At 37.6% G+C, this 24,758-nt stretch carries 19 protein-coding genes and 2 tRNA genes; 6 read left to right on the forward strand and 15 right to left on the reverse strand.

Translation table 11 applies throughout. The annotated features are described in order from the left end of the window. Positions 1–2: 2 nt before the first annotated feature. From ACI6PS_RS10425 to ACI6PS_RS10435, 3 genes are all read right to left on the reverse strand, one after another. A complete protein-coding gene (locus ACI6PS_RS10425; protein WP_421012510.1) occupies positions 3–437 on the reverse strand; it encodes a response regulator in 435 nt (144 codons plus the stop codon). A gap of 39 nt (positions 438–476) precedes the next feature. Next, entirely contained in the window at positions 477–1,031 is a 555-nt protein-coding gene (locus ACI6PS_RS10430; RefSeq protein ID WP_421012511.1) for a helix-turn-helix domain-containing protein, read from the reverse strand. 337 nt (positions 1,032–1,368) lie between these two features. Next, on the reverse strand, positions 1,369–2,649 hold the full coding sequence (locus ACI6PS_RS10435) for an NAD(P)/FAD-dependent oxidoreductase (protein WP_421012512.1): 1,281 nt from the start codon (positions 2,647–2,649) through the stop codon (positions 1,369–1,371). Positions 2,650–2,935: 286 nt separating this feature from the next. Between ACI6PS_RS10435 and ACI6PS_RS10440 the strand changes: the two genes are divergently transcribed. Further along, complete coding sequence (locus tag ACI6PS_RS10440; protein WP_421012513.1) at positions 2,936–4,123, forward strand: multidrug effflux MFS transporter; 1,188 nt, start codon at positions 2,936–2,938, stop codon at positions 4,121–4,123. A 161-nt stretch (positions 4,124–4,284) separates the two neighbouring features. On the opposite strand, the gene ACI6PS_RS10445 is transcribed toward ACI6PS_RS10440, so the two are convergent. Then, positions 4,285–5,820: a DEAD/DEAH box helicase gene (locus ACI6PS_RS10445; protein ID WP_421012514.1), complete on the reverse strand. Its 1,536-nt coding sequence runs from the start codon at positions 5,818–5,820 to the stop codon at positions 4,285–4,287. A 76-nt stretch (positions 5,821–5,896) separates the two neighbouring features. Next, positions 5,897–6,409, reverse strand: a complete 513-nt coding sequence (locus ACI6PS_RS10450) for a DUF6155 family protein (protein ID WP_421012515.1) — start codon at positions 6,407–6,409, stop codon at positions 5,897–5,899. A gap of 84 nt (positions 6,410–6,493) precedes the next feature. On the opposite strand from ACI6PS_RS10450, the gene nhaA reads away from it, so the two are divergent. The 3 genes from nhaA to ACI6PS_RS10465 are packed head-to-tail and all read left to right on the forward strand — an operon-like array spanning position 6,494 to position 9,239. After that, on the forward strand, positions 6,494–7,702 hold the full coding sequence (nhaA, locus tag ACI6PS_RS10455) for a Na+/H+ antiporter NhaA (protein WP_421012516.1): 1,209 nt from the start codon (positions 6,494–6,496) through the stop codon (positions 7,700–7,702). Then, a complete protein-coding gene (locus ACI6PS_RS10460; RefSeq protein WP_421012517.1) occupies positions 7,695–7,970 on the forward strand; it encodes a DUF3817 domain-containing protein in 276 nt (91 codons plus the stop codon). The genes nhaA and ACI6PS_RS10460 overlap by 8 nt, the downstream gene beginning before the upstream one ends. Positions 7,971–7,973: 3 nt before the next feature. Then, positions 7,974–9,239 carry a mechanosensitive ion channel family protein gene (locus tag ACI6PS_RS10465; protein ID WP_421012518.1) on the forward strand — a complete coding sequence of 422 codons (1,266 nt, stop codon included), beginning with the start codon at positions 7,974–7,976 and terminating at the stop codon, positions 9,237–9,239. A 127-nt stretch (positions 9,240–9,366) separates the two neighbouring features. On the opposite strand, the gene ACI6PS_RS10470 is transcribed toward ACI6PS_RS10465, so the two are convergent. Continuing rightward, positions 9,367–9,534: a hypothetical protein gene (locus ACI6PS_RS10470; RefSeq protein ID WP_421012519.1), complete on the reverse strand. Its 168-nt coding sequence runs from the start codon at positions 9,532–9,534 to the stop codon at positions 9,367–9,369. 174 nt (positions 9,535–9,708) lie between these two features. Between ACI6PS_RS10470 and fumC the strand changes: the two genes are divergently transcribed. Next, positions 9,709–11,106 carry a class II fumarate hydratase gene (gene fumC / locus ACI6PS_RS10475; RefSeq protein WP_421012520.1) on the forward strand — a complete coding sequence of 466 codons (1,398 nt, stop codon included), beginning with the start codon at positions 9,709–9,711 and terminating at the stop codon, positions 11,104–11,106. Between the two features lie 55 nt (positions 11,107–11,161). On the opposite strand, the gene ACI6PS_RS10480 is transcribed toward fumC, so the two are convergent. After that, positions 11,162–12,289 (reverse strand): hypothetical protein, encoded by a 1,128-nt coding sequence (locus ACI6PS_RS10480; protein ID WP_421012521.1) that lies wholly within the window; start codon positions 12,287–12,289, stop codon positions 11,162–11,164. 219 nt (positions 12,290–12,508) lie between these two features. Here ACI6PS_RS10480 and ACI6PS_RS10485 point away from each other — a divergent pair, with 219 nt between their 5' ends. Continuing rightward, a complete protein-coding gene (locus tag ACI6PS_RS10485; protein WP_421012522.1) occupies positions 12,509–16,210 on the forward strand; it encodes a choice-of-anchor J domain-containing protein in 3,702 nt (1,233 codons plus the stop codon). 83 nt (positions 16,211–16,293) lie between these two features. Here ACI6PS_RS10485 and ACI6PS_RS10490 read toward each other — a convergent pair whose 3' ends face one another. The 8 genes from ACI6PS_RS10490 to ACI6PS_RS10525 all read right to left on the reverse strand — a co-directional run bounded on the left by ACI6PS_RS10490 (position 16,294) and on the right by ACI6PS_RS10525 (position 24,754). Next, positions 16,294–17,367, reverse strand: a complete 1,074-nt coding sequence (locus ACI6PS_RS10490) for a T9SS type A sorting domain-containing protein (protein WP_421012523.1) — start codon at positions 17,365–17,367, stop codon at positions 16,294–16,296. Positions 17,368–17,539: 172 nt separating this feature from the next. Then, positions 17,540–18,637 (reverse strand): slipin family protein, encoded by a 1,098-nt coding sequence (locus ACI6PS_RS10495; RefSeq protein ID WP_421012524.1) that lies wholly within the window; start codon positions 18,635–18,637, stop codon positions 17,540–17,542. Positions 18,638–19,215: 578 nt separating this feature from the next. Beyond that, positions 19,216–19,536, reverse strand: a complete 321-nt coding sequence (locus ACI6PS_RS10500) for a hypothetical protein (RefSeq protein WP_421012525.1) — start codon at positions 19,534–19,536, stop codon at positions 19,216–19,218. Positions 19,537–19,570: 34 nt separating this feature from the next. Continuing rightward, positions 19,571–19,643: transfer RNA gene (locus tag ACI6PS_RS10505), tRNA-Phe, on the reverse strand. An 89-nt stretch (positions 19,644–19,732) separates the two neighbouring features. Beyond that, positions 19,733–19,809 (reverse strand) — tRNA-Arg (locus tag ACI6PS_RS10510). Between the two features lie 734 nt (positions 19,810–20,543). Further along, positions 20,544–21,602, reverse strand: coding sequence for a DNA polymerase beta superfamily protein (locus tag ACI6PS_RS10515; protein ID WP_421012526.1), 1,059 nt, complete (start codon positions 21,600–21,602; stop codon positions 20,544–20,546). Between the two features lies 1 nt (position 21,603). Beyond that, complete coding sequence (locus ACI6PS_RS10520) at positions 21,604–22,503, reverse strand: hypothetical protein (protein WP_421012527.1); 900 nt, start codon at positions 22,501–22,503, stop codon at positions 21,604–21,606. Continuing rightward, positions 22,496–24,754 carry a hypothetical protein gene (locus ACI6PS_RS10525; RefSeq protein WP_421012528.1) on the reverse strand — a complete coding sequence of 753 codons (2,259 nt, stop codon included), beginning with the start codon at positions 24,752–24,754 and terminating at the stop codon, positions 22,496–22,498. Before ACI6PS_RS10525 ends, ACI6PS_RS10520 begins: the two co-directional genes overlap by 8 nt. Positions 24,755–24,758 lie beyond the last annotated feature (4 nt).

Raw genomic sequence — 24,758 nt, forward strand, 5'->3', positions numbered from 1 at the left:
GTTTATATGCTCAAGAAAAAAGTTTCTTTGTTTAGTCCGGAGGTGTGATATTGCCAATTCATATTCACCACATCCTTGATTACTTTTTTAAGCTTTGAGAAATCGTTTGGTTTTTTGATATAGATGTTTGCACCGCCAATAAAGGTCTCCTCGATATCTTTTTCAGATGATGAAGTAGAATAAATGGCAATGGTTAAATCTTTGAATTTAGGATTGGCACGTATTTCTTGCAAACATTCTGCTCCAGTTTTGCAAGGCATGTTCAAATCCAGGAACAATATATGGGGCAATAAAGTAGTTTCGGGATGGTTTAAATAATCCATCAAATCACGTCCATCTTTAAAGATCGTCAATCTGTTGTTCATTTTCAATTCGTTGATAGCATCGTTGAAGAAAAGACGGTCGTCTTCATCATCCTCCGCTAAAAGTATTCTCATTTGTGAACTGTCCGAATTCATTTCTTCTGAAATTTAATATTATTGGTTTAAGCTTCTACGTCTGTCCACAATTCTCTTGAACATCGAAGGCGTCAATCCTGTTACTTTTTTAAATTGTGCCGATAGATAGGCTACACTGCTGTAGTTCAGCTTATAGGAAACTTCCGTTAAGGTCAATCCATCTTCTACAATAAGCTTCTTGGCTCTCTCTATTTTTTGGATGATGATAAAGTTTTCAATCGAAGTATAGGTGTATTCCGAAAAAACGTTCGCAATATAGCCATAACTCAGATTCAGCTTATCAGCCAAATAATTCGAAATTGTAGATGTTGGAAGCTTGTCCTTCTCATAAATCATTTCAATTATCGTATCCTTGATTCTTTGAACCAATTGACTTTTTTGATTGTTGATGATTTCAATACCGTAGCGTTCAAGGCTGTTCTGAAGTTCCGTAAAACTTTCATCCGAAACAGAATCGCTGATTTCGATTTCGCCAAACTCTAAAAGCGCGTATTTGATTCCTAATCGTTCCAACTGTTCCTGCATAATTATCCTGCAGGCCAGATTGATATCATATTTTACATATAGTTTCATTAAATTGGGAGTGTTTTTGGTTGTATAAATATATACATTTTTTTTGTTTCACAGATGATTGATGCTTATATTTTGTAATGCACTGAACTTCGCTAGAAAAGTTACAAATTCTGAAATTAAAAAAAAATCAGTAATTCTTTAATAGTGAATCATTTAATAAATTCGGATGATAACCAATAAAAAAGTGGAGTAGTAAATATTATCAACTACTCCACTTTTCGTGGTTTTAACACTTGCATCAATCTATATTGTCAGGTATACAAATAAATATACGACTACAAATTTCTAAATAACTTAGTAACCCATATTACAACATTTCAGTAAAACATTATACAATTCACACTTTTGCATCAGTATTTTTAGAGCGCTTTTCAGGCCTGATGATCATTCTGAAAGATTGGTCTTTCGCAAAATAAGCTACCATCCAATTATAAAAGGTTTGCAACTGGTTTCGATAAGTAATCAATGAAAACAGATGAATAAACAGCCATACTACCCAGGCAATGAAGCCTTTGAAATGCAATTTCGGTTTTGGGATATCAACTACGGCTTTATTTTTTCCAATAATTGCCATCGATCCTTTATCATTGTATTTGAAAGGCTTCAATGGTTTGCTTTTTAAGATCGAAATGAAATTATTTGCCAAGTTTTTCCCTTGCTGAATGGCTACTTGCGCAACTTGAGGGTGTCCTACAGGAAAATCCTTATCGGTCAATTGAATACAAGTATCACCAATCGCATAAATATTTCTAGTATGTTGAATTTTATTGAATTCATCCGTAGCGAGCCTCTTCCCTCTTCCGTAACTTTCCGGAGCAATTCCTTCAAATTCTTTGGCCGAAACTCCTGCCGCCCAAATGAGGTTTTTTGTATCTATTTTTTCGCCATTTGCAAAGAAAACGGTATCTCCATCAAAATCAGTAACCCTGGTGTTCAGTTTTACTACAACGCCCATTTTGGTCAACGCATTATAAGTATCTTGTTGCGACTCCTTGCTCATTGGTGAAAGGAGTGCATCTCCTCCGTCAACCAAATAAATATTGCTGGCTGATGTTGCTAGCTCCGGGTATTCTTTTAAAATCGGACCTTTTCTCATCTCAGCAAACATCCCCGAAACCTCCACTCCTGTTGGCCCACCTCCGGCTACGACAATGGTAAGCAATTTTCTTCTTTCACGCGTATCTTTGCAAATCGCCGCTTTTTCCATATTTTGAAGCAACTTGTTTCGCATCTCAATGGCATCATTGATGTTTTTCATCGGAATGGCATTCTTCTTCACGTTTTCCATCCCAAAATAATTGGTTTCGGCTCCAGTGGCAAAAACCAGATGATCATAATGCAATTCACCATTATTTAGATAAACGATATTTTGCTCCTGGTCCACTCTTGTAACTTCACCAAGGCGAAAATTGAGATTCTTCTTGCCAGCAAAAAATTTCCTGAAAGGATAACTGATGCTTGAAGGCTCCAAAAAAGCAGTAGCAACTTGATAGATTAAAGGGGGGAAAAAATTATAATTGTTCTTGTCTATTAAGGTAACCTCAATTCCTTTTACGTTTCCGAGTTCTTTTGCCAAATTGATGCCTGCAAAACCTCCTCCGACTATTACTATTTTCATATAATTTGGATTAAATTAGAAATCTTTTACATTGATTTTTAATTAATTAAGATCTAAAGATTTCACTTATTAAAGTTAGAAAAAAAAGAAATAGGGTCTTCAAAAATGATGTGTTTTTATCTTATAATTAAGATAATCACCTCTTTTTCGGCAATAATAAATTACAACATTAGATTTACATCGAAAAATTCTCAATTATCGAATCAAAACTCACAAAGTTGTATATAATTCTAAATCGAATTTTGCAATAACTATATTTGCACTCTCAAAATTTCCTTTCCTATATATGACAAAACAAAAACAGCTTTCGCTAATCCTTGTATTGGGTTGCTTGACGGCCCTCGGCCCTTTTTCTATTGACATGTATCTTCCCGGATTCAGTGCTATTGCAAAAGATTTGAACACGACTGTAAATAATGTTTCGCTTACCTTATCAAGCTATTTTATTGGAATTTCTGCCGGACAACTGTTGTATGGACCACTATTGGACCGCTTTGGAAGAAAAAAACCTTTGTACATAGGGCTTTTGGTTTATATCCTAGCATCGCTTTCCTGTGTGTTTGTAACCGATATTGATGGATTTATAGCACTCCGTTTTATACAAGCTGTTGGAAGTTGTGGTGCTTCGGTTGCCGCAATGACAATGGTTCGTGATTTATTTCCGGTTAGCGAAACACCAAAAGTATTTGCAAAACTAATGCTCGTTCTTGGGCTTTCGCCGATGTTGGCACCCACAATTGGAGGTTATGTAATTGCAGATTTTGGATGGCACACTGTCTTTACAATCCTTACGCTTATGGGAATTGCAATTTTATTGGCTGTAAAATTTGCACTTCCGAGTGAATACAAACCAGATCCTACGATTTCCTTAAAGCCAAAACCAATAGTGAAAAACTTTTTAATGGTGATAAAAGAACCACAATTTTATACCTACGCATTTACTGGAGCAGTCGCTTTTGCAGGTTTATTTACATACGTGGCGGCTTCTCCAATGATTTTTATGGACATATATAAAGTCGATGAAAAAACCTATGGATGGATTTTTGCATTACTCTCTGTGAGTTTCATAGGCTCAAGCCAATTGAATTCAATGCTTTTAAAGAAATATACAAGCGAACAACTGATTCGTGTAGCACTGATTGCTCAGTCAATTATTAGTGTCATTTTCCTTGTCGGAGTGATGAACGATGTTTTTAATTTATACGGCATCATCGCGATGTTTTTCTTGTTTTTATCTTGTTTGGGATTGTCCAATCCCAATACAGCCGGACTTGCATTGGCTCCTTTTGAAAGAAATGCGGGAAGTGCGTCGGCAATGATGGGTGCTTCACAGATGGTACTGGGTTCCCTTGCTTCAATTGCTGTTGGTATTTTTGTAAAGGATTCTATGATACCGATTACGGTTATCTTGCTTGCTTCTTCTTCGTTGGCACTCTTGGTTTTAACGATTGGAAAAAGTACTATCAAGAAATAGAAATTACAATGATGGCGAACTAAGATTAAAGAATACCTAAAGTGTTCCTTTAGCCCCGTCCCGAAGCTTCGGGAGAAGCGGCATCCTCGTGAGGTACGAACGAGATAGAGCGGAAATCGGGAATATGGCGTAAACAAATGCCTTAAGTGCTGCTCCAGAAACTAATCCTCGTTGAAGATTTTTTCGCGGTATTTTTTACCAATCATCAGCGTAAGTTTTTGCTTGTAGTCTTCCACCAGCCATTCACGGTAATTCTTACTGCATTGGCTCAGGCATTTTGAATAACGTCTGATGCGGCATTCAATATCGTCGTGCAATTCCTTCGAAAGTAGTCGGGCTTCGTTGAGTGTTTCGGTATTGTAAACACACATTGTTGCATGTTGGTCTAAGGATTTGTCCAAGACAACTTTCGAACGCAGGTTTTGGGAAATGGCAATCTTATGCTCTTCATCCACATCAAAAGTAACGACTTCAGTATTAGGAAATTTTGCCCTCAATTCAGGTGACATCTGGTACTTGAAATGCATTTCAATTTCAGTATCGGCACGAAGGTTTTCAAGGTAAAAGTCGGGCGATTTAAAGATGTGCTGCCAATTGATAGGATCGCTCCAGAGACCGAAACGCGCTGCATTGTTTCCTAAATCGATCACAGAAAAAGAATCTTTATTTTCTAATTTTCTGGAACCACGGCCAATCATTTGGAAATACAAGGTCAGCGATTTTGTTGCACGGTTCAGGATAATGGTCTCCACAGTTGGCTCATCAAAACCAGTGGTGAGAATTCCGACAGAAGTGAGGATTGCATCTGGCGTTTTCTTGAACCAGCTCAATATTTCCTTTCTTTCTTCTGGACTATTGGTGTTGTCCAAATGGCGAATGCCGTAACCGGCTTCCCTGAAGGTTTCATATACATATAAGGAAGTGTGGATTCCGTTATTGAAAATCAAGGTCTTCTTCCCTAGCGATTTCTCCGTATAAGCGTGCAATAGTTTTTCCTGCATCACCATATTCGAATACAAATCATCAGATGACTTTACGGTATAATCCCCGTTGATACCTACTTTTAGCGAAGTCAAACCAACGTCGTAGCTGTAAGTGGTGGCTTTTGCCAAAAAACCATTGTCAATTAAGGATGAAATTGTATCTCCTACAATCAATTCACTATAATTTTCATTCATAGGCATCTTGATGTTCGAGCTCAAAGGAGTTGCTGTAACGCCAAGTATGAAGGAGTTTTTAAAAGATCCGAACAGCTTTCTGAAGGAATTGTAATGCGCTTCATCAATAATCACCAGACCTATGTTTTCGATTTCAAGCAATTCATCGTTCAAACGGTTTTTCAAGGTTTCAACCATCGCTACAAAACAAGAGTATTCTTCCTGGTCCTGCAATTTTTTAATTTTGCTGTTGATGACTTTGTTCTTTACACCAAAGTTTTTAAGCATTTTTGAAGTCTGCTTGCAAAGTTCAATTCGGTGTGTCAAGACCACAACTTTCTTGTCGTGTTCTGCTAGATAACGACGTACAATTTCGGAGAAGATTACTGTCTTACCTCCGCCAGTAGGCAGTTGATACAACAAATGATAATTGGAAGGCGTATTGGCCATCCTGTCAAAAATAGCATCAATATCTACTTTTTGGTAGGCATATAATTGTTTTTTGTCTTCGATTTCCAGTTCTGCGTCTTTGTAAAGCATTGTACTTTTGGGGGATTTTTGCAAAAATACATCTAAAAAAGAGTTATCCGGCTATTTTAAAGTTATTTTTAAGAATTTAATCCAATTGCTCTTTTATGAACTCAAATTCGTAATAATTATCCCATTTCTGCCTTTTAACTTCATCGGAAACATCCAAAAGACGTTTTTTATAATCACCAACAATTCCATTTGCAATACAGTAATGCACGACTTGCTCATAAGAATTCTGAATACTCTTGAAAAAAGAGGCATACCGAACTTCCCGCTTGGCCGAATATTTCATAGCCACTTCTATCGTATAGAGCATGATATCGGCTACGGCAAAAGCATCCACACCCAAAACCAAAAAATGCTTGATGATTTTTTGTGCCACTGAACGTCTGAGTTTTGGACGCTTGCTTTTGGTTGGAAAATATTCATTGGAGATTTTAACTTTCGCTTCTTGAATCAGCTTTTCTTCTTTCGGATTAAAAACAAAATCATAAAAGACTTTAACATCGCTGAATTTATCATACAATTCCAGCAATTGTTCTTCCACTTGTTGCTTGTCCAACGAAGCCAAATATTTTTTTAAATCGCGTTTGCTCATTTGATTTTTAAAGAAATCATTAACGTTTTCGTACTATTTAAACCAATGATAATACTTAATTTTGTCATTTCCAAAAAACAATGAATGAACAGTGATTTAAAAACGACCCCCGCCGATCGATGGATTATTAATCCCGTTAATAATTTCATCAGTAAATCGACCACTGGCGGAATCGTTCTGTTTGTTTCTGCAATTGTAGCCATTGTTTTGGCAAATTCTCCTCTCTCTGATTGGTACCATCACATTTGGGAACACAAAATTGGATGTTCATTTGATGATACCACTTATTTGAATCTTTCGCTCCATCATTGGGTAAACGACGGATTGATGGCGATTTTCTTTTTTGTAGTGGGTTTGGAATTAAAAAGAGAACTTATTGTCGGCGAATTATCAAATCCTAAAAAAGCACTGTTGCCTATTGTTGGTGCGCTTGGCGGAATGATTTTCCCTGCATTGATTTATTTGCTATTCAATTATGGAACCGAATCTTCGCACGGTTGGGGAATCCCGATGGCGACGGACATTGCTTTTGCACTGGGCGTTTTGTATTTATTGGGAGATAAAATTCCAACTTCTCTAAAAGTCTTTCTTACCGCTTTGGCAATTGTAGATGATTTGGGAGCTGTTTTGGTGATTGCGTTTTTCTATACCGCAGAGATCAATTTTCCAATGCTTTTCACCGGAATCGGCTTTGTTCTTTTCTTATTATGCGGTAAGGCTTTCGGAATCAGAAATACATTTTTCTATGCAATTATCGGAATTTTTGGCGTTTGGTTGCCTTTCCTCCTATCGGGTGTTCATGCTACGATTGCAGCTGTTTTAGTTGCCTTCACAATTCCAATAGAATCTTTGCAAAAACTGGAACACAAAATGCATCCTTTCGTAAGTTTTATCGTCATGCCTATTTTCGCTTTGGCAAATGCGGGAGTTACTTTCTCAAGCGATGTGATCGAACAAGCTACAAGTGTGGTAACAATTGGAATTATTCTAGGGTTGATTGTCGGCAAAGTGATTGGCGTTTTCGGCGTTTCTGCACTTATGATTAAGCTAAAATTAGCAACCTTGCCTACGAACGTAAACCACAGACAATTATTCGGAATCGGATTATTGGCATCGATTGGTTTTACCATGTCGCTTTTCGTTACTAACTTAGCCTTCGATAATCCTGAATACGAAGTACAGGCGAAATTGGGTATCTTTATCGCTTCAACAATCGGAGGTGTTTTAGGTTTTATACTATTAAACAAAAACAATAAATCAGTAAACATAAATAACTTAAATACAAATGCTTAAATTTTTTAAAATCGTTGCTATCTTAGAAGGTGTTTCTTACTTAGCTTTATTCGCAAATATGCTTTTTATCAAGCCTAACAACATGGAACTTTACAAAACATTATTGTTTCCAATCGGGATGGGACACGGTGTTTTGTTTATTGCTTATTTGATTTTAGCCACTATGTTGAAATTTGAATTGGATTGGAGCTGGAAGAAATTTGGAATCATTGCAATAGCTTCAGTTCTTCCTTTTGGAACTTTTTATGTAGAGAAAAAATACCTATAAACAATGCGTGAAATAGCAGAAAATATCTTCGGTTGGACGTACAAGCTTTTGAAGGGATGGGAATTTAACGATACCCTTGCCTCCTATTTCAGTTTGTGCATCGATATTGTCTTGCTTTGTTTCCTTTCGTATGCCATTTATTTGGTTTTCAGATTTACATTGGTAACTGCAATGATACTGATTGCTCGAAAAACCAATACACGCTTCGACGATCTATTGGTTTCAAACAAAACGGCCAAGTACATCGCCCATTTGATTCCGTTGCTTTTCATATACAAAGCCGTTCCTATTATCCTTAAGAATTTTGTCTATTGGGAAGGTGTTTTTGGGAAATTAGTGGGCATCTACATTGTAATATTGGTTTTGTGGATCATCCGAACCATTTTTAATGCCCTTCAGGATTATCTAAAACAACAGCCAAGATACAGCGACAAGCCGATTGACAGCTACATCCAGGTAATCATGATTGTTCTGTGGACATTCGGTGTGGTAACGATAATCTTGTATTTGTTCGACATCCAAGCCAAGACATTACTGACAACCTTTGGTGCAATTTCAGCGATTGTCATCTTGATTTTCCGTGATACCATATTAGGTTTTATCGCCAGTATTCAGGTTTCGGTAAACGATATGGTGCGAATTGGCGACTGGATTACGATGGAGAAATTTGGTGCCGATGGCGATGTTATCGAGATCAACTTGGCAACTGTAAAGGTCCGTAATTTTGACAAGACTACATCCACAATTCCAACCTACAGCTTGATTTCGGATTCTTTTAAAAACTGGCGCGGCATGTTCAATTCTGATGGAAGAAGGATCAAAAGGCACGTTTTGATCAAGGCCAACAGCATCCGATTTTTACAGGAATCAGAACTGATCGAACTCAAAAAAATCCAGTTGGTAAGCGATTACATCGACAAAAGACAAAACGACATCCAGAAATACAATCATACCAATAATATCGACAAGACGCTTTCCATTAACGGAAGAAACCTCACGAATTTTGGTCTGTTTAGAAAATACATCAACCAATATTTAGAGCAACATCCAGGTTTGAATAAGGACATGATCATGATGTGCCGTCAGCTTCAATCGAATGAATTTGGTGTTCCCTTGGAAATTTATGCCTTTTCTAGCGATAAGACGTGGATCAATTATGAATACGTGATGGCTGATATTTTCGACCACATCATTGCTTCGGTAGTGTATTTCGATTTGGAAATCTACGAACTTCCTTCAAGCAAGAGTTTATTGGATCAATTAAAATAAATGTATTCTTGAACCATAAAGACAGTTAACAAAATCAAGCCTTAACGAAACTTAATCCCTTAATGGTTTAGTTTAATAATAAAAAAAGGAAGCCAATTGGCTTCCTTTTTCTTAAAAACAAACAATATTAAATTGCCTGCTCTCTTTTTTTAGCTCTCTTTTCTTTGACAAGTTCAATGATAGCACCGCCAATCCAATATTGAACGAAACCTACCAAGAAAATCATCAACCAAAAACCAGTGGTTAAGATGGTTAGAAAGAGGATAAAACCTAAATACTGTTGAAATTCAAACATGTTTTCCGGATTTTTTTGTATACCTGCCAAAGATAAGCGGAATTCTGCTTTTGACCAATAAAAACAGCCAAAATAATTTATAAATCATTTTTTAAACCTACTTATAATCCTTATTTTTGGGCTGATTTTGAAAAAATCAATATTTATAAATAACAAACAACAAACATATACACAATGGAATACAGAATTGAAAAAGACACGATGGGTGAAGTTAAAGTTCCTGCAGAGAAATACTGGGGAGCTCAAACAGAACGTTCAAGAAACAACTTCAAAATTGGTCCGTCGGCATCAATGCCAAAAGAAATCATCGAAGGTTTTGCTTATTTAAAGAAAGCAGCCGCTTACGCAAATTGTGATCTAGGTGTTTTACCAATCGAGAAAAGAGATGCGATCGCTGCCGTTTGCGATGAAATCTTGGCAGGAAAGCTTGACGATGAATTTCCATTGGTCATCTGGCAGACTGGTTCTGGAACACAGAGCAATATGAATGTAAACGAAGTGGTGGCCAACAGAGCGCAAGTGTTGGCCGGACACAAAATTGGCGAAGGCGAACAATTCATCAAAGCCAACGACGACGTAAACAAATCGCAATCTTCAAACGACACCTACCCTACAGGAATGCACATTGCTGCCTACAAGGCGGTTGTGGAAGTTACAATTCCGGGTGTTGAAAAATTAAGAGATACGCTTCAAGCAAAAGCAGAAGCTTTCAAAAACGTAGTGAAAATAGGAAGGACGCATTTAATGGATGCCACTCCCCTAACTTTAGGCCAAGAGATTTCTGGCTATGTAGCACAATTGAACTACGGTCTTAAAGCATTAAAAAATACATTGGCCCACCTTTCAGAGGTAGCTTTAGGCGGAACTGCTGTTGGAACTGGTTTGAACACTCCAGCAGGTTATGACGTTAAAGTGGCCGAATACATTGCAAAATTCACAGGTCATCCATTCGTTACCGCTCCAAATAAATTCGAGGCTTTGGCCGCACACGATGCCATTGTGGAAACACACGGCGCTTTGAAACAATTGGCCGTTTCATTGAATAAAATTGCAAACGATGTAAGGATGATGGCTTCAGGACCGCGTTCAGGAATTGGTGAAATCTTAATTCCAGAAAACGAACCGGGTTCTTCTATCATGCCAGGAAAAGTAAATCCTACACAATGTGAGGCGTTGACAATGGTTTGTGCCCAAGTGATGGGGAACGATGTAACGATCACTATCGGCGGAACCCAAGGTCACTATGAATTGAACGTTTTCAAACCTTTAATGGCAGCCAACTTCTTGCAATCAGCTCGTTTGTTAGGAGATGCTTGTATTTCTTTCGATGAACATTGTGCGCAAGGAATCGAACCAAACTACACCAGAATCAAAGAATTGGTAGACAATTCATTGATGTTGGTTACAGCTTTAAATACTAAAATAGGATATTACAAAGCCGCAGAAATCGCCCAGACAGCCCACAAAAACGGAACAACTCTAAAAGAAGAATCAGTACGTCTAGGTTATGTTACTCCTGAAGATTTTGACGCTTGGGTAAAGCCTGAAGATATGGTGGGAAGCTTGAAATAGTTTTCTATTGTAGATAAAAATAAAAAACCACGAATCAACTTCGTGGTTTTTGTTTTTAGAAGTTCAAGTCTCTTGGCTCTCCGTTGAGTTCGCGACCATCCAGAATTCTGTTATAACAACTTAATCTCAAATCAAGGTAGAACTTGTAATGTTCACTCCTTTCCTTTCCGAAATTCATACTTTTATTAAAAAGATACTGCTCGTATGCTAAGGGAAGATGTTCAGACACTTTTCCAAAGAAATATTTATTATAAGCCAATACAATCGCTTCCCTGTAATCATAATGGCTTTCTATCGGGATATAATCTTCGATTTCACTCATATACCCTACTATTTCTTCAATATTGTACTCGTCTGATGTACGGTCATTATACTCCTTGTAGTTTAGAATATTCTTTTTATGCTCAGCATTCTCAAAGGTATTCACAAAAAACGCCATCGTCTCTTCATCATATTCTGAAATAAAAGGTTTTATTTCTCGAACAGGATGCGTACTTTCTACTTCCTCCCATTTCTTTTTCCGAGCAAGATCTGCATAAAGATTTTCCTTTTTTCCTCTTATGTTAGGAAGTAAAAGCAAACGGTCATTTCCTGTCCTTAAATTGTGGAAAAGATACCATTCTGGTAGGCTGACATACTCCTCATCGTCTTGCGTTAATGAGTCATAATCCTGCCATTCATGAAAATTATTACAGTAGAGGTCGCCTTGACCACTAGTTAAAAAAGACTGGTACAACGCTATATCCTCTTGCGTAATATCAACGAGTGAGCAATTAAATATATCATTCTGCATCACATCAAAGTCAAAGGCTATTTCAACACCTTCGAGCTCAATTTGTTCGGCCCGCCAGAGACACTGTAAATCGAATAGTTTTTTCTGTAGTATGGGTTCCAAATGCTCAGTGGCTTCGTCAATCCATTTGGTTCTTATCTTTTCGAGTTTTCGTGAGTACATATCTCGGTACCTAAACGCCAAATACTTCTTGGATAAATAACCTTTTATAAAACTTTCTACCGAGGTATCATGGAACTTCTCAAAATACTGCTGAATGGCTGTATTCTCCATGATCTCCTTCCGCCATTTAATTTTTAAGGATTTTTCGGTCTCAAGCTCTACGACACTTTCCTCATACTTTTGTTTTGAATAATCATCCAATCCTGAATCATCTAAATTTTCTTCCATAGCTTTTTGTTTTTGGTTATAACATAAAAGTAATAATTTTTTTTATTCAAATAAATAATCCAAAAACTGAGCATTTCATACAAAGTTAAAATTGTTATAAACCAATTATAATTGTTACTTTTTTGTTTATAAAGTGATATGTCACACTATTTCCTGCTCCTAAAACGTTTTCGAACCGTACTTTTGAACCCTATTTAACCCACAAAATTATTTATTCTCATGAAGAAAATTATCTTAGCAATGCTTGCCGTCATTGGCTGCAATTCAATTAGTAGTGCGCAATGCATCAACACGCAGCCTAATCCAACTGAGATTGTTCAATCCAATAATTCTGGCGATCCACAGGAAATAAATTCATGTGTCTTCGCAACTAATTATTCTACAGTAACAAACATCACTGCGGGATTGACTTATACCTTTAGCCTAAAATTAGGTGGTGAGGAATTGGACAAATACATTACCGTAACCGATCTTCAAAATAATACTATTGCACAAGGAAGCACACCCTTGGTCGTAAATGATATTTCCTCACCTACAGTACGCGTGCACTATGCAGAAGATCAAGATTGTACTACGGTAGCAGAACCTTTATGCTATGCCGCCTTTATAAAGGTCACTTTGTCTTGTCATTTTCCTAGTGATATACTGATAAGCGGTGTTACCACCACCAATGCTACCTTCTCTTGGGTACCAGGTGGTGATGAAACGGCTTGGCAGATCTTGGTACTGGAAAAAGGGAGCGACGCTCCAACTCCAGCTACACAAGGAACACCTGTTGATGGTGAACCTGAATATTCCGTAAACAACCTCGAAGTCGCCCACCAATATGACTTTTACGTCCGTGCAGATTGCGAAGACGAATACAGTCCTTGGAGAGGTCCTTACAGCTTCAACAGCGAATGCAACCCAATCGACAGCTTCAGCGAAAACTTTGACAATGCAACGGAAGGAGAATTACCTTCTTGCTGGACTGCCCTCAAGGTAAATGCAACAGCGGACGCTAACATAAGCATCAATTCCCTTTCAAATTCAAACCCAAATGCCGTAATGTTGGCCAATGCAGATGCTCCCGCAACAGCTGGTATTTATCTAGTTTCACCAAAATTAGCAACCGTTACCACAGCTTCTCATAGAGTAAAATTCTATACAAGAGGTTACGGAAATGTAACGCTTCAAGTCGGAACCATCAGTGCTGCAACCGCAGATGCAACCTTCACTTCACTTGCCACTATCAATGCAACGCCAAACTACACCGAGCACATTGTGGACTTCACAGGATATGAAGGGACTGATACATACATTGCCTTCCGTCATGCGAATCTAAATTCTTATAACCCCGTATTTATTGATGACGTACGTTGGGAAGAAGCACCTTCTTGTCCAGATGTGCAGAATATAGAAATGATGGCTTTAACGCCTTCATCTGCAACCATCGGTTGGTCAGCAGGAAATACAGCTACCCAATGGGATATTGTCTATTCTGAAACAGGAACTGATCCTTCGCTATTGACACCGATTGCACCGGCACCAACAGAGCCTGAAGGAACAATTACAGGTTTACAAGCCGATACAGCCTACAAGGCCTGGGTACGCTCTTCTTGCGATGGCGAAGTGGGTGCATGGTCAAATCCAATCAACTTTAGAACTTCTTGTCTTGCCACAGCAACGCTTGACGAAACCTTTGAAAGTGCTCCTTTCTGGGGATTGCCAGAATGCTGGTCGGCGATTGTAGCCGAGGGTTCTGTGCTAAACAGTACGGTACGGGTACAAAGCGGTAATGCCGCTACAGGAAATAACGCGGTAGCCTTATCCAATAACGATGAAGGAACCAATTCTAAAATCATCCTCGTTGCGCCAAACTTAAACACTTTGGCCACAAGCACACACCGTGTAAAATTCTACGCAAAGGCAAATGTACCGGCAGAACTTGAAGTAGGAACATTAAGCAGCCCGGCCACTGGAGCAACTTTTACAGCTTTTGAACCCCTGGACATCACCACTTCTTATGCAGAATATGTAGTGGATTTTTCAAGCTACAGCGGCAGCAATACCTATATCGGATTCAAGCATGCTTCAGGTCAGTACGTAACCATCCACATTGACAATGTACGTTGGGAAGAAACACCGTCTTGCTTGGATGTAACCAATATCCAGGTGTCCAACCTAACGCCGTCAACTGCGTTTGTAAACTGGCAGGAAAATGCCGGTGAAACAAGCTGGGACATTGTTTACGGAACAGCAGACGTAACCAATCCAAATTCACTGACACCAATAACACCAGCGCCAACAGGAGATTCTGAAGCGACCCTTTCAGGACTGACCGACAATACAAGCTACAAGCTATGGGTAAGATCACTTTGCGGTGGAACAGATGGAAACGGTGCATGGATCGGACCAATTCCTTTCAAAACGCCTTGCCTTCCAACAGCTACTTTAAACGAAGGCTTTGAAAATGCGGTTGTAGGCAACCTGCCAGATTGTTGGTCGTCTATATTGGCTGGACCAACGCTTGCGCAATACGCCGCGGTGAGAACCGTATCAAATGATGCCGCTTTTGGTTCGAATGCAGTCGAATTGCACGTCAACAGCTCAGAACCTACGGATCTTATCATGTTGGTTTCGCCTTACCTAAGTACATTACCAAACGCTACACACCGTTTGAAATTCTACGCATTATCGTACAATTCAGAGACACCGCTTCAAATTGGTACATTGAATGGTACTTCAAGCAGTGCCACTTATACCCTATTCCAACCGATTACACTTGGCAGTGGATATAATGAATACATAGTGGACTTTACCACCTATTCAGGAACCGACAATTATATCGCCTTCAGAAACGTAGCCGGAAATTACAATTCTACCTTTATCGATAATGTTCGTTGGGAAATCCTTCCTACTTGTCCAGACGTAACCAGCATCCAATTGGACGACGTGGAAGCCGAATCGGCCTCCATCAGTTGGACTGCCGGAGGAGCAGAAACCAATTGGCAGGTAGTGTACGGACCAAATACAGTTAGCGATCCTAACACATTGGTTCCAAGCGACCTATTGACGCAGAATAATTTCCTATTGCAAAACCTACAGGATAATGCCTTTACCAATGTTTGGGTACGCTCAGTTTGTGGAGGCGCCGACGGAAACGGTGCTTGGATAGGCCCCCTTTCGTTCAAAACAAGATGTTTGCCTACAACAATACCGTACACGCAGGACTTCCAATCCATTACATTTCCAAACCTGCCGGATTGTTCCATAACTGAAAAAACAGGTGCTGGAAACAATTGGCAGACCAACTTCGGAGATTCAGGCTATGGTTTTGATGGTTTTGTGCTTCAATACAGCGGCAACACTGCTGCAGCCAATGCATGGTACTTCACTCAAGATGTTGAATTGACAGAAGGTATCGAATATACAATCTCCTACAAATACGGAAACAACAGCAACGACAACTTTATCGAGAGCATGCAAGTAGCCTTTGGTACAGAAGCAAACGCGGGCAGCATGCTAACCGAAATTGCCGACCATCCCGAAATCAATACTGGTACGGCAATGATCAACGAAGTACTGTTTACACCTACTCAAACAGCCGCCTACTATATCGGATTCTTGGCCTATTCTGCCGCCAGTCAGGGTAACCTTTTCTTGGACGATATTAACATAACCACCCCGCTTGGAACACCGGTAAACAGTGTAAGCAACCTGAACTTCTACCCTAACCCGGTAAAAGACATTCTAACGATCACCAACAAAGAGGAAATTACTTCGGTAACCATCTTCAACCTATTGGGACAAAAGGTACAGGAAACGGCTTTAAACACCACTACCGCGTCCATTGACATGAGCAACCTTGCAACAGGAAGCTACATTGCAAAAATCATGGCCAACAACCAAATCAGAACCATCAAGCTCATAAAAGAATAATTTTTGTTAGTTTTTAGATTGCCAAAAAAGGGCTGTATTTTTCAATACAGCCCTTTTGTTTTTTGTTGAATTATTACTTTAAATTAAGGCTTTAATACTTTAAAAGCCTGTTTGTATTCACCACTTTCCACAACCACAATCAAAAGTCCAGAAGCATTTTCAACGGAATAAGCATGGATTCCTTTCTGCAAATTATATGTTCCCACTTTGCGTCCTAGTGCATCATAAATTACAACCGTCCCATTGGCTTCCGTACTATGCAATTGTAGCACATCTTTAACGGGATTCTGCATTATTCTAAAGGGTACAACTGTTTCAGTAAAATAATCCGTATCCAAAACCGTACATGCAGTTTCTACTTCCGCCTGCGAATTACATCCAAGAAGATTCGTATTGATGGTAATCAAAGCTCCAGCTGATGGATTCTGCAAATAACTGCAGATGGACGGAACAGCACATAAAGACAACAATCCGTTTGCTGCAATGGTCACATCGCCCGTCATAACCGTATAAGCATTTCCTAACCCTTCAAGGCTGGTAAGCATTGCATTGCCCTCAATAACCAATGCTCCTTCCTCACCTCCTACTATGGTCATAATATTTTCAAGACCCATAAGGTTGGTCAGTACCGGATTTTCAACGACTTCCAAGATCTCTCCCACGAATGTAAGGTTGGAAAGTCCTTCTATGCTGGTCAACGATTCACAATCCCTGATGATCATGCCAAGACCTACATGCATAAGGTTATTCACGCCATTGAATTCAACCAAATCAGGACAGCTCCTCACCGTAAACTCGCCACCAACCGACGTAAGCGACGACAGTGCAGCCAAAGTAGATAATCCTTCAACTTCCCTTAGTATCAAATCAGTACCAACGGTTTGCAGATTTTGCAATCCGTTTAGGTTAGCAAGTGCAGGAACTTCCCTTATTTCCAACGCTCCTGTTATCGTAACAATATTGGCCAGCGCATTCAAATTCGTGATGTTCGCTTCGTCAATTATTACATCTCCATTGATTTGCGTACAGTTAGGATAATCCACAAGAAAAGCATTCAATTGTGCTTGACTGGTTATGTTTAGCCCTGCAGGCGGACATTGTCCATAAGAAAAGGCAACTGCCAAAAGCGCTAAGGCCGAAAAGTAGTAGTGTTTCATAGCATCTGATTAAATGGATGTACAAGGACTTAAATTGCTCCTAGCACGGCTCAAATATAGAAAGCTTTATGGAATTTCCAAATACCCCAAAATGAATTCTATTTACCGCTCTTTTAAAGTGATGTCCTTCTGGCAAAACCAAAAAACCACGAACATTACATCCGTGGTTTTCTTATTTAACGAAGATTTCCTTCAACTGACCGATGATGTTGCCACTGCCGGAGATCGTGATTTCTCCAATCCTGTCGGCAATTTTCTCCACATATTCCATCTCTTTCAATTTCCATAACATCTCGTTTTCTTCCATCAATTTGGCGGTATTCAACAAACTTCTGGTAGAAGCCGTTTCCTCTCTCCTCATGATGCTGTTGGCTTGTGCCTTTTTCTCGGCTACCAACACTTGGTTCATGATCTCCTTCATATCGCCTGGCAAGATGATGTCACGGATACCCGCATCGGCAACTGCCAAGCCTAAAGCGTTGATTTTACCAGACACATGTTCCAAGATTTCTTGGGCAACCGCATCCTTTCTGTTCAACAATTCGTCCAAGGTAAAGCCACCTACAAAAGCCCTCAAGGCCAACTGCATCAATACATACAATTGTTTTTCATAGTCCTTGTTTTCTACCAACGCCTTTACGATGTCTTTTACTTGGTAGCTCACAAAGAAGTTGATCCTCAATCCAGCCTTGTCTTTTGTCAACAACTCCTGACCGGAAATCTCCAATTGTTGTTGCCTCATATCGGCTGTTTTCACTTCGATAGAGATGGCGTTGTTCCAGAAGTAATAGGTTCCTGCCGCCAATTCTTTCACGAAAGTGCCGTTTACAAATAACAAACCTTTGTCGGAGTTCGCCACATTAAAGCGTCTTACGAACATTCTCACCTTTGCATTTTCCAACAAAACCATTGCAATTTGCTCCGTGATGTACACCTTAGACAAGTCGGCTTTTACAAATTCGTTCTTTGCATAGCCTTTCCAAAACGCATATCTTCCAGTAGTCAACACTTCTTTAAAGATACCGTTTACGAAGTACAAAGCGATTTCGTTATCGGCCACTTCTACGACTTCCAACAAGGATGCCAACGCCTCGTTTTGCAACATGATGTTCAATTCAATTGGTGCCACAAAGGATTGTTTTCGCTCAAAAACCATAACGTCTTTGTTGCCCAAAATCCAGAAACTGCCTTCTTCCAAGACGTTTACCAATTTTTTATTTTCAAATACCAAACCCACTTGATAGGCATTGATGCGTACTTTTTTAATCATTTTTTCTATTTTTTATTTTGTTAGTAATAAGAAAAAGAACCTTCCCCATCCTTCTTTTAAGACGGAAGCATTGACAGTGTTTTCCCCGATTGGATCTTGTTGCCAACTATCTTCAGAAGCAATTCAAACGAACCGCAACCGTCAAGCCGGAAAGAAGAACCACTACCGTAAAACACGTTACAGCGCTTTCAAGTCCTGCAGGAAGTGTACTTTTCAATTGATACAATCAAAAACTACTGATTGAGACAGGCTCCTTTTCTTTGGGTGCATCTTTTTTAAGAGTGATGCAACTCTCGCTTTCAGATTAAAAGTCTGAGAAACTGACGCCAATGTCAACCCGATCTAAATCGGTACAGGAGTCGAACCTGCATGATCTATTGTTCTAACCTAACTGAACTATCCGCCGGGGCGGAGTGGGATTCGAACCCACGACCCATAGAGTGCGAATGGTATTTTGGTAACCACCCAAACCTTCAAATCAAGTTGCACAGAAAAACAGCATACCGCTAGGCAATGCATCCTGCAATGGTGCTATACAGAAACACGCAACTGGACTTGTTTGATATCGTTGTATTTATTTACAATAAACCCATTCTTTTCTGATGTTCACGGTCTCTCATGTCGATCGCGCCAAACGGACTTCCTTTAAAATAGCCAATGTTTACAAAGCCATTCTCTTCCGTTATAAGCGACTCCTTTTTGGTAACCGCTCCCGTATGCTTCGAACCGTAATTTCCAGTCAGTTTTTTTGTTACCGGATCCACATCGCCCCATTCGGGTGTTTTTCCGTTGTAAATAGGCTCTACGAAATAGATAATTCCTGTAAGCCTAGACTTCATCAGAAATCGTCCCGTTTCATCCGTGTTCGTCAAGAATCGTTTTAAAATGTCTTGTCTCATGATTTCTCTTTTTTTAATTAAACTTTATTTGTTGCGGAACAGATTCGAGTCGAACGAATACCTCTAGTGTTTCAAACTAACGTGCACACCACATACACTACTGTTCCAATTTTTGAACCCCTTAGAACTTACTGATGCTGAGAGACAGTCAGAAAAAATAAGTTCCGTCAGAGTCCTGTTTCCTTTCTAAAAAACATGGTGACCGCGAAGGGATTCGAACCCTTAACCTCCTGCTCCGTAAACAGATGCGCTATCCAGTTGCGCCACATGGTCGTATTTTTTGGGCACAAAAAAAGCACCCCGTAAGGTGCTTTAAACATTCTGGATAGCCTATAACTATTCCAGCTGCCTAAATAGATGCACCTGCTTCGCCCCAAACCCAAAATCAAAACTCGGGTTGCACAGTTGGCGGTTATGTGATTTAAAATTCAAAGCCATAGCTCCAGTATTTTTATATAATGTTATTATTATTGTTGTCTTCATCTTTATTTTTTATTCTTTTTTCTTGCCTCTTGCCTCTTGCCTCTCTCCTAAATTCTCCGCAAAGATAAACCCATAAAATCCAAACCACCAAATCTTTTTTAAAATTAATTTACTGATTACCAATTGAATAAGCTTGATTAAAATCCATAGAAATCCCTGTCCACCTACTCGGGCAGAAGCGTATTTGAACCAAATGACTGTCTCTCATCAGATTACTTTTCAAGGCTGTAATGTTCTATTTCGTTTACTCATTAAACATTTTTACAATTATTTTTTTAAATTATTTTTCATTTGACGACTTTCTACCGCTTAAAACAAAAAAAGCGCCCCGATACCAGGACGCTTTTCTTTATTATTTTTGATTTTATTGCTACACTATTTGCCTAAAAATCCAAACAATACCCTTCACATCCATAACGTTCACCAGGAAGTTGTGCCTCCTTGCGATCGCAGATTAGTCTAAATGACGCGTTGGTATGTGGGTATATGTTTTTCATTTCGTGGGCAAATGTAGTGTTTTTTTGTTATTGGTATAATAGTTCTCTGATGGATATCAAATTTTTGATGATACTTTCCTCATCAGGACGCTCCGGTAAACTTGAGGTGATGTAATGCTTTTCTACAGAAGCAATCCGTCCATCCGCTATTTCCAACAAGGCATCATATTCCATTCCTCCCGCTTTTATGGCCAACAGTTCTTCCCTATTGGAAACCCGAATGTTTAGCGTTCCCATAGAAAGAATCTGCTCAGCCGTTTGCAAAAGCCGAATCGTATGCATCATGTTCTTGCTGTCGTAATTCTTGCCGTGTTGCTGGTTGGTGTTGTAGCGTTCTTCGTTTCGCTTCTCCATCCACTCCCAATATTCGGTGTATTCCTTGCAATATTTAGAATAGCCGTCTTGGTTGACCGAAAGATAACCAATGTGTTTTTCTCCTTTCGGAATAGAAGATAGCGAAACCTCATTGGAGTTTTCCTTTTGTATAATTCCTTTATATCCCAAACGGCTTGTAGCATCATAAAACAAGGCAAACATCCCTTTTGAGTTGGGAAGATTGATCAAGCCACATTGTTCTTGACTCCATTGCTTTTCTGCCAAAAACAAAGACAACGCAACTGTATCATATCCTTGCAAGACATAGCAGAAATCCAACAGGCTTTTCTTTTCCTTAGCCATCGGGTTGACAATTTTCTTTTTCAAGCCCCTCGCCTTTTTAATCTGTGTGATGGCATAACCCGCAAACGAATCCTTGCACAACTTGGACAGAAAATCCTTGAGTTGCAACTGTTCCATCAACGGATGTTTGTACAAGATGCAGTCTTCTGGTGTAGCCAATAGCTCCAAGATGTTGGGATTGTTTTTTAAAAGCAGTTCTACAAAACGACCTATCTCATAATACACCTCATCATTGGTGGCATTGGCAACCTGCGGAATATACTCCAACCCATAGAACTTTTCTTTGGGCAGATAATACACGCCTTTGATATCCGTGTCCGATGTTGGGGTGTTTAAGCCAAAAGACTTGCTTCCGGAGATTACTTCGAAGAGGATTAGGTTTTGGGACTTTAGGTCTTGGATGGTCATTTTAATTTTTAAGCTCTTTTATAATATCGTGTTTAAATTTACTAAAAGGTCTTTTATGATAATTCTCTTCCTCAATTTCAATTCCAAAAATCATTCTGTAAATTTCCTCTTCAGACATCGCCAAGTTTTTAAAAGTCTTATTAAGTAAAATATCCATATAGTTCTTTGAATATTTATATCTTAAATCCATCAAATCTCTTAATTCTCTACCTGAATGAGCTATATAAATTTTTTCAATTTTATTAAATTTAAGCGTTTCCTCTGTCTTTGTACTTCCTTCTTTTACTTTTAAAATTACTTTCATTGAGTTATAATTATCGTAATAATAACTAAAAGCAAAACCCTCGCTATCGTCATCGTCGTAAGGATGTGATAATGTTTTTAAGGCACTTAACCAATCAAATCCGTTTGCGTTACTTTTGATATGATTACAAGAGTGGCAACTTGGAATTAAATTGTAAAATGACAAAGCTAAGATTGGAAAATCAGTTTTAGGAAACCAATGATCTAATTCCGCTCTAGCATGCTCTGTATATAAATCAAATTCTAAAGTATAATTACGATTACAATAAACACAAGTGTCAATGTTTAACAAGTTTAAAAATTTCTTGTTCTCAAAATTTTTATAGCCAGTTTCAAGAAAAAAACTTTTTATATTTTTTATATCACTGTCTATTATCCCTAATAGTTTAAATTCATTATGGACTTCAATCAAATCCTGTGGTTTACTAGAAATGATTCTATCAAAATTTGTACTTAAAAATCTTATAAAACACTTTGGTAAATTTACATCTACATTATTTCTTTTAATCGCACCTTTTTTGATTACATTATTAAACACTCTACTTACTTCTTTATAGTGGAAATCTAAAGCTTCTGCTGTTGGTTTTAACTTAATCATTTTTAGGCTTAACAATATAATTTAATTCCTTGGCTAACTTTTCAAACTCTTTCATCTTTATTTTTCCCCTTAAATCCTCCCTAAATATTGAATCATACATTTCCGCTAATTTTCTCTTTAGTATTGGTTCATCAATTAATTCAATAACCTTGTCATAATAATTCCTCATTGAAGAATCTCTATTTTCATCGTTTAACCAATCTATTAATCGAGTTATTTCATGTTTTGCGAATTCGCCAATTAAACCATCGCCAATAAAAAAACTGTCAGCTAATAAATCGTGTATATTTGCTCCAAAAGTATTCATCTCTTCAAAATTTTTAGCTGTAGCTTTATTATTCTCATCAACTTCCAAAAATAAAACGTTCTGTTTCGGAATATCAGATAATATAAATGGTGAATGAGTTATAAAAATTATATTGATAAAACAATCCCTTGTCACTATAAGTTTTAATGATTCTAATAGATCATTTAAAAATTTTCTCTGAAAATCTGGATGTGCATATAACTCTATTTCATCAAAAATTATATTTATATTTTTATAAGTGATTAATTTCTGAATTTCATTTTTAAGTCCAACTGGATTATTACTATTAATTGATATAAGATTTCTTAGATGATATACAACCGAATGAATACTAAAAAGTTTTTGTTTTTCTCCGGAACTAAAATTAGAAAAATTATTACTGCTTATTTTGTCTTCGAAATAATATTCTATTTTAAAAAATGAAGGTAGGGAATCCTGTACACCAAACTTTCCAGTTTTATATCGTTGCATTAGACTCTCCTTGAAAAGATCTGAGTCCTCATCATTATATTTATCCATTGCAGTTTTCAATCCATCCTTATATGAAGAATTAATCCAATTGTGCAATTTATCAATATCTATAGTTCTTTTCTGAGCTTTATCCTCTATATCAGATAAATCGAAATAAGTATACTGCAAGAAAAATAAGGCTTGCCTAAATTTATCTGTTACATGACTAAAATTTGTAAATAAAGAATCTAAATACCTATTAAAAAGCTCATTAGGTAGAATTTTAAATTGATTTATTATTTCCCCGTCAATATCAATAGTTGTTTCTTCAAAACATTTTTTATAATCTCGGTAAATAGGATAATTTGTTATCTTATATAATTTAATTAATAGATAATCAATTGTATAACTAAAAAAATGATTGTTTTTATTTAGATATAAATCTTTTTCAATATGAAAAATTTTGCATATAATCTCCAAAATTATTTTCTTATCTTCTTCTGTATTAGCTATTCTAAAATCACTTTTTTCAGATGCTTGCCATTTAAATTTTGAAGTATCCAACTCAATTGTTAGGTGTGTGATTCGTTTATTTTTTTGAATCACTCGCAATTCTTTTTCTTGCAATATATTTACTAGAAATCTTGATTTTGCAAGATTTTTTTCACTGTTGATATTGATATTTCCCCTATCTCGATATGGATTTATGACAACTGGTAATTGATAACCATCATTTTTGTGAAAAACTCCTTTGACCCACTCACCGATTTCATTACTGTTAAACCCGTAATGTGAGTAATTTATTATCATTGAATAAAATAAATCTCCAAGAAAGTAATATAACTCCTGTGATACTTTAAAATTATCTGGATTAGCATTATCCAAATCGTCCAATAAAAAATATTTGACAGATCCATTTATTTGATCCTTAATTGTTATGATATTGTTTCCTAATTGAATGCATCTAATTTTTTCACCTCGACCTGCATTATATGTAACAATTTTATTAGATTTATTTTTAACACCATATTCAGAATAATGTTGATAGTAAACTTCTACTTTCAAATTGTTTAAGTCACTTTCTACGCTATTTTTAAATTTACTAATATCTCTCTCAAATTTTTTATGATCAAAATCTTTATTTCTTTGATGGTATAATTCTTGAGGGTTTATAAATGTTTCATCAATTATTAATGAAACCTTGACAATAGTTGCTATAAGTAATTCTATTAGAGCACTTTTACCACAACCATTTTTACCAACAATAGCAGAAATATTTATATTTTTTCCATAAAAGTTTTCAGGTATACTGTAATTAATTTCATTGACTAACTTTACATCTATTTGTGGCGCGTTATCAGTTATTCCAGCTCCTTTTCCATCTACAAATTCATAATCATTATAAAATTGGTAAATCTCATTTTCTTTTAGATTCTTGCGGAACTTCTCATTACAATTTTCCAGCGGTCTAATCGCTAACAATTTAAAACTCATATTC

Origin of the sequence: Flavobacterium sp. PLA-1-15 (genome assembly GCF_049060005.1) — a bacterium.
In the GTDB taxonomy this organism is placed as follows: Bacteria; Bacteroidota; Bacteroidia; order Flavobacteriales; family Flavobacteriaceae; genus Flavobacterium.

Coding starts and splice junctions, on each gene's coding strand:
- ACI6PS_RS10425 (WP_421012510.1), bottom strand. CDS start 437: ATGAGAATACTTTTAGCGGAGGATGATGAAGACGACCGTCTTTTCTTC.
- ACI6PS_RS10430 (WP_421012511.1), bottom strand. CDS start 1,031: ATGAAACTATATGTAAAATATGATATCAATCTGGCCTGCAGGATAATT.
- ACI6PS_RS10435 (WP_421012512.1), bottom strand. CDS start 2,649: ATGAAAATAGTAATAGTCGGAGGAGGTTTTGCAGGCATCAATTTGGCA.
- ACI6PS_RS10440 (WP_421012513.1), top strand. CDS start 2,936: ATGACAAAACAAAAACAGCTTTCGCTAATCCTTGTATTGGGTTGCTTG.
- ACI6PS_RS10445 (WP_421012514.1), bottom strand. CDS start 5,820: ATGCTTTACAAAGACGCAGAACTGGAAATCGAAGACAAAAAACAATTA.
- ACI6PS_RS10450 (WP_421012515.1), bottom strand. CDS start 6,409: ATGAGCAAACGCGATTTAAAAAAATATTTGGCTTCGTTGGACAAGCAA.
- nhaA (WP_421012516.1), top strand. CDS start 6,494: ATGAACAGTGATTTAAAAACGACCCCCGCCGATCGATGGATTATTAAT.
- ACI6PS_RS10460 (WP_421012517.1), top strand. CDS start 7,695: ATGCTTAAATTTTTTAAAATCGTTGCTATCTTAGAAGGTGTTTCTTAC.
- ACI6PS_RS10465 (WP_421012518.1), top strand. CDS start 7,974: ATGCGTGAAATAGCAGAAAATATCTTCGGTTGGACGTACAAGCTTTTG.
- ACI6PS_RS10470 (WP_421012519.1), bottom strand. CDS start 9,534: ATGTTTGAATTTCAACAGTATTTAGGTTTTATCCTCTTTCTAACCATC.
- fumC (WP_421012520.1), top strand. CDS start 9,709: ATGGAATACAGAATTGAAAAAGACACGATGGGTGAAGTTAAAGTTCCT.
- ACI6PS_RS10480 (WP_421012521.1), bottom strand. CDS start 12,289: ATGGAAGAAAATTTAGATGATTCAGGATTGGATGATTATTCAAAACAA.
- ACI6PS_RS10485 (WP_421012522.1), top strand. CDS start 12,509: ATGAAGAAAATTATCTTAGCAATGCTTGCCGTCATTGGCTGCAATTCA.
- ACI6PS_RS10490 (WP_421012523.1), bottom strand. CDS start 17,367: ATGAAACACTACTACTTTTCGGCCTTAGCGCTTTTGGCAGTTGCCTTT.
- ACI6PS_RS10495 (WP_421012524.1), bottom strand. CDS start 18,637: ATGATTAAAAAAGTACGCATCAATGCCTATCAAGTGGGTTTGGTATTT.
- ACI6PS_RS10500 (WP_421012525.1), bottom strand. CDS start 19,536: ATGAGACAAGACATTTTAAAACGATTCTTGACGAACACGGATGAAACG.
- ACI6PS_RS10515 (WP_421012526.1), bottom strand. CDS start 21,602: ATGACCATCCAAGACCTAAAGTCCCAAAACCTAATCCTCTTCGAAGTA.
- ACI6PS_RS10520 (WP_421012527.1), bottom strand. CDS start 22,503: ATGATTAAGTTAAAACCAACAGCAGAAGCTTTAGATTTCCACTATAAA.
- ACI6PS_RS10525 (WP_421012528.1), bottom strand. CDS start 24,754: ATGAGTTTTAAATTGTTAGCGATTAGACCGCTGGAAAATTGTAATGAG.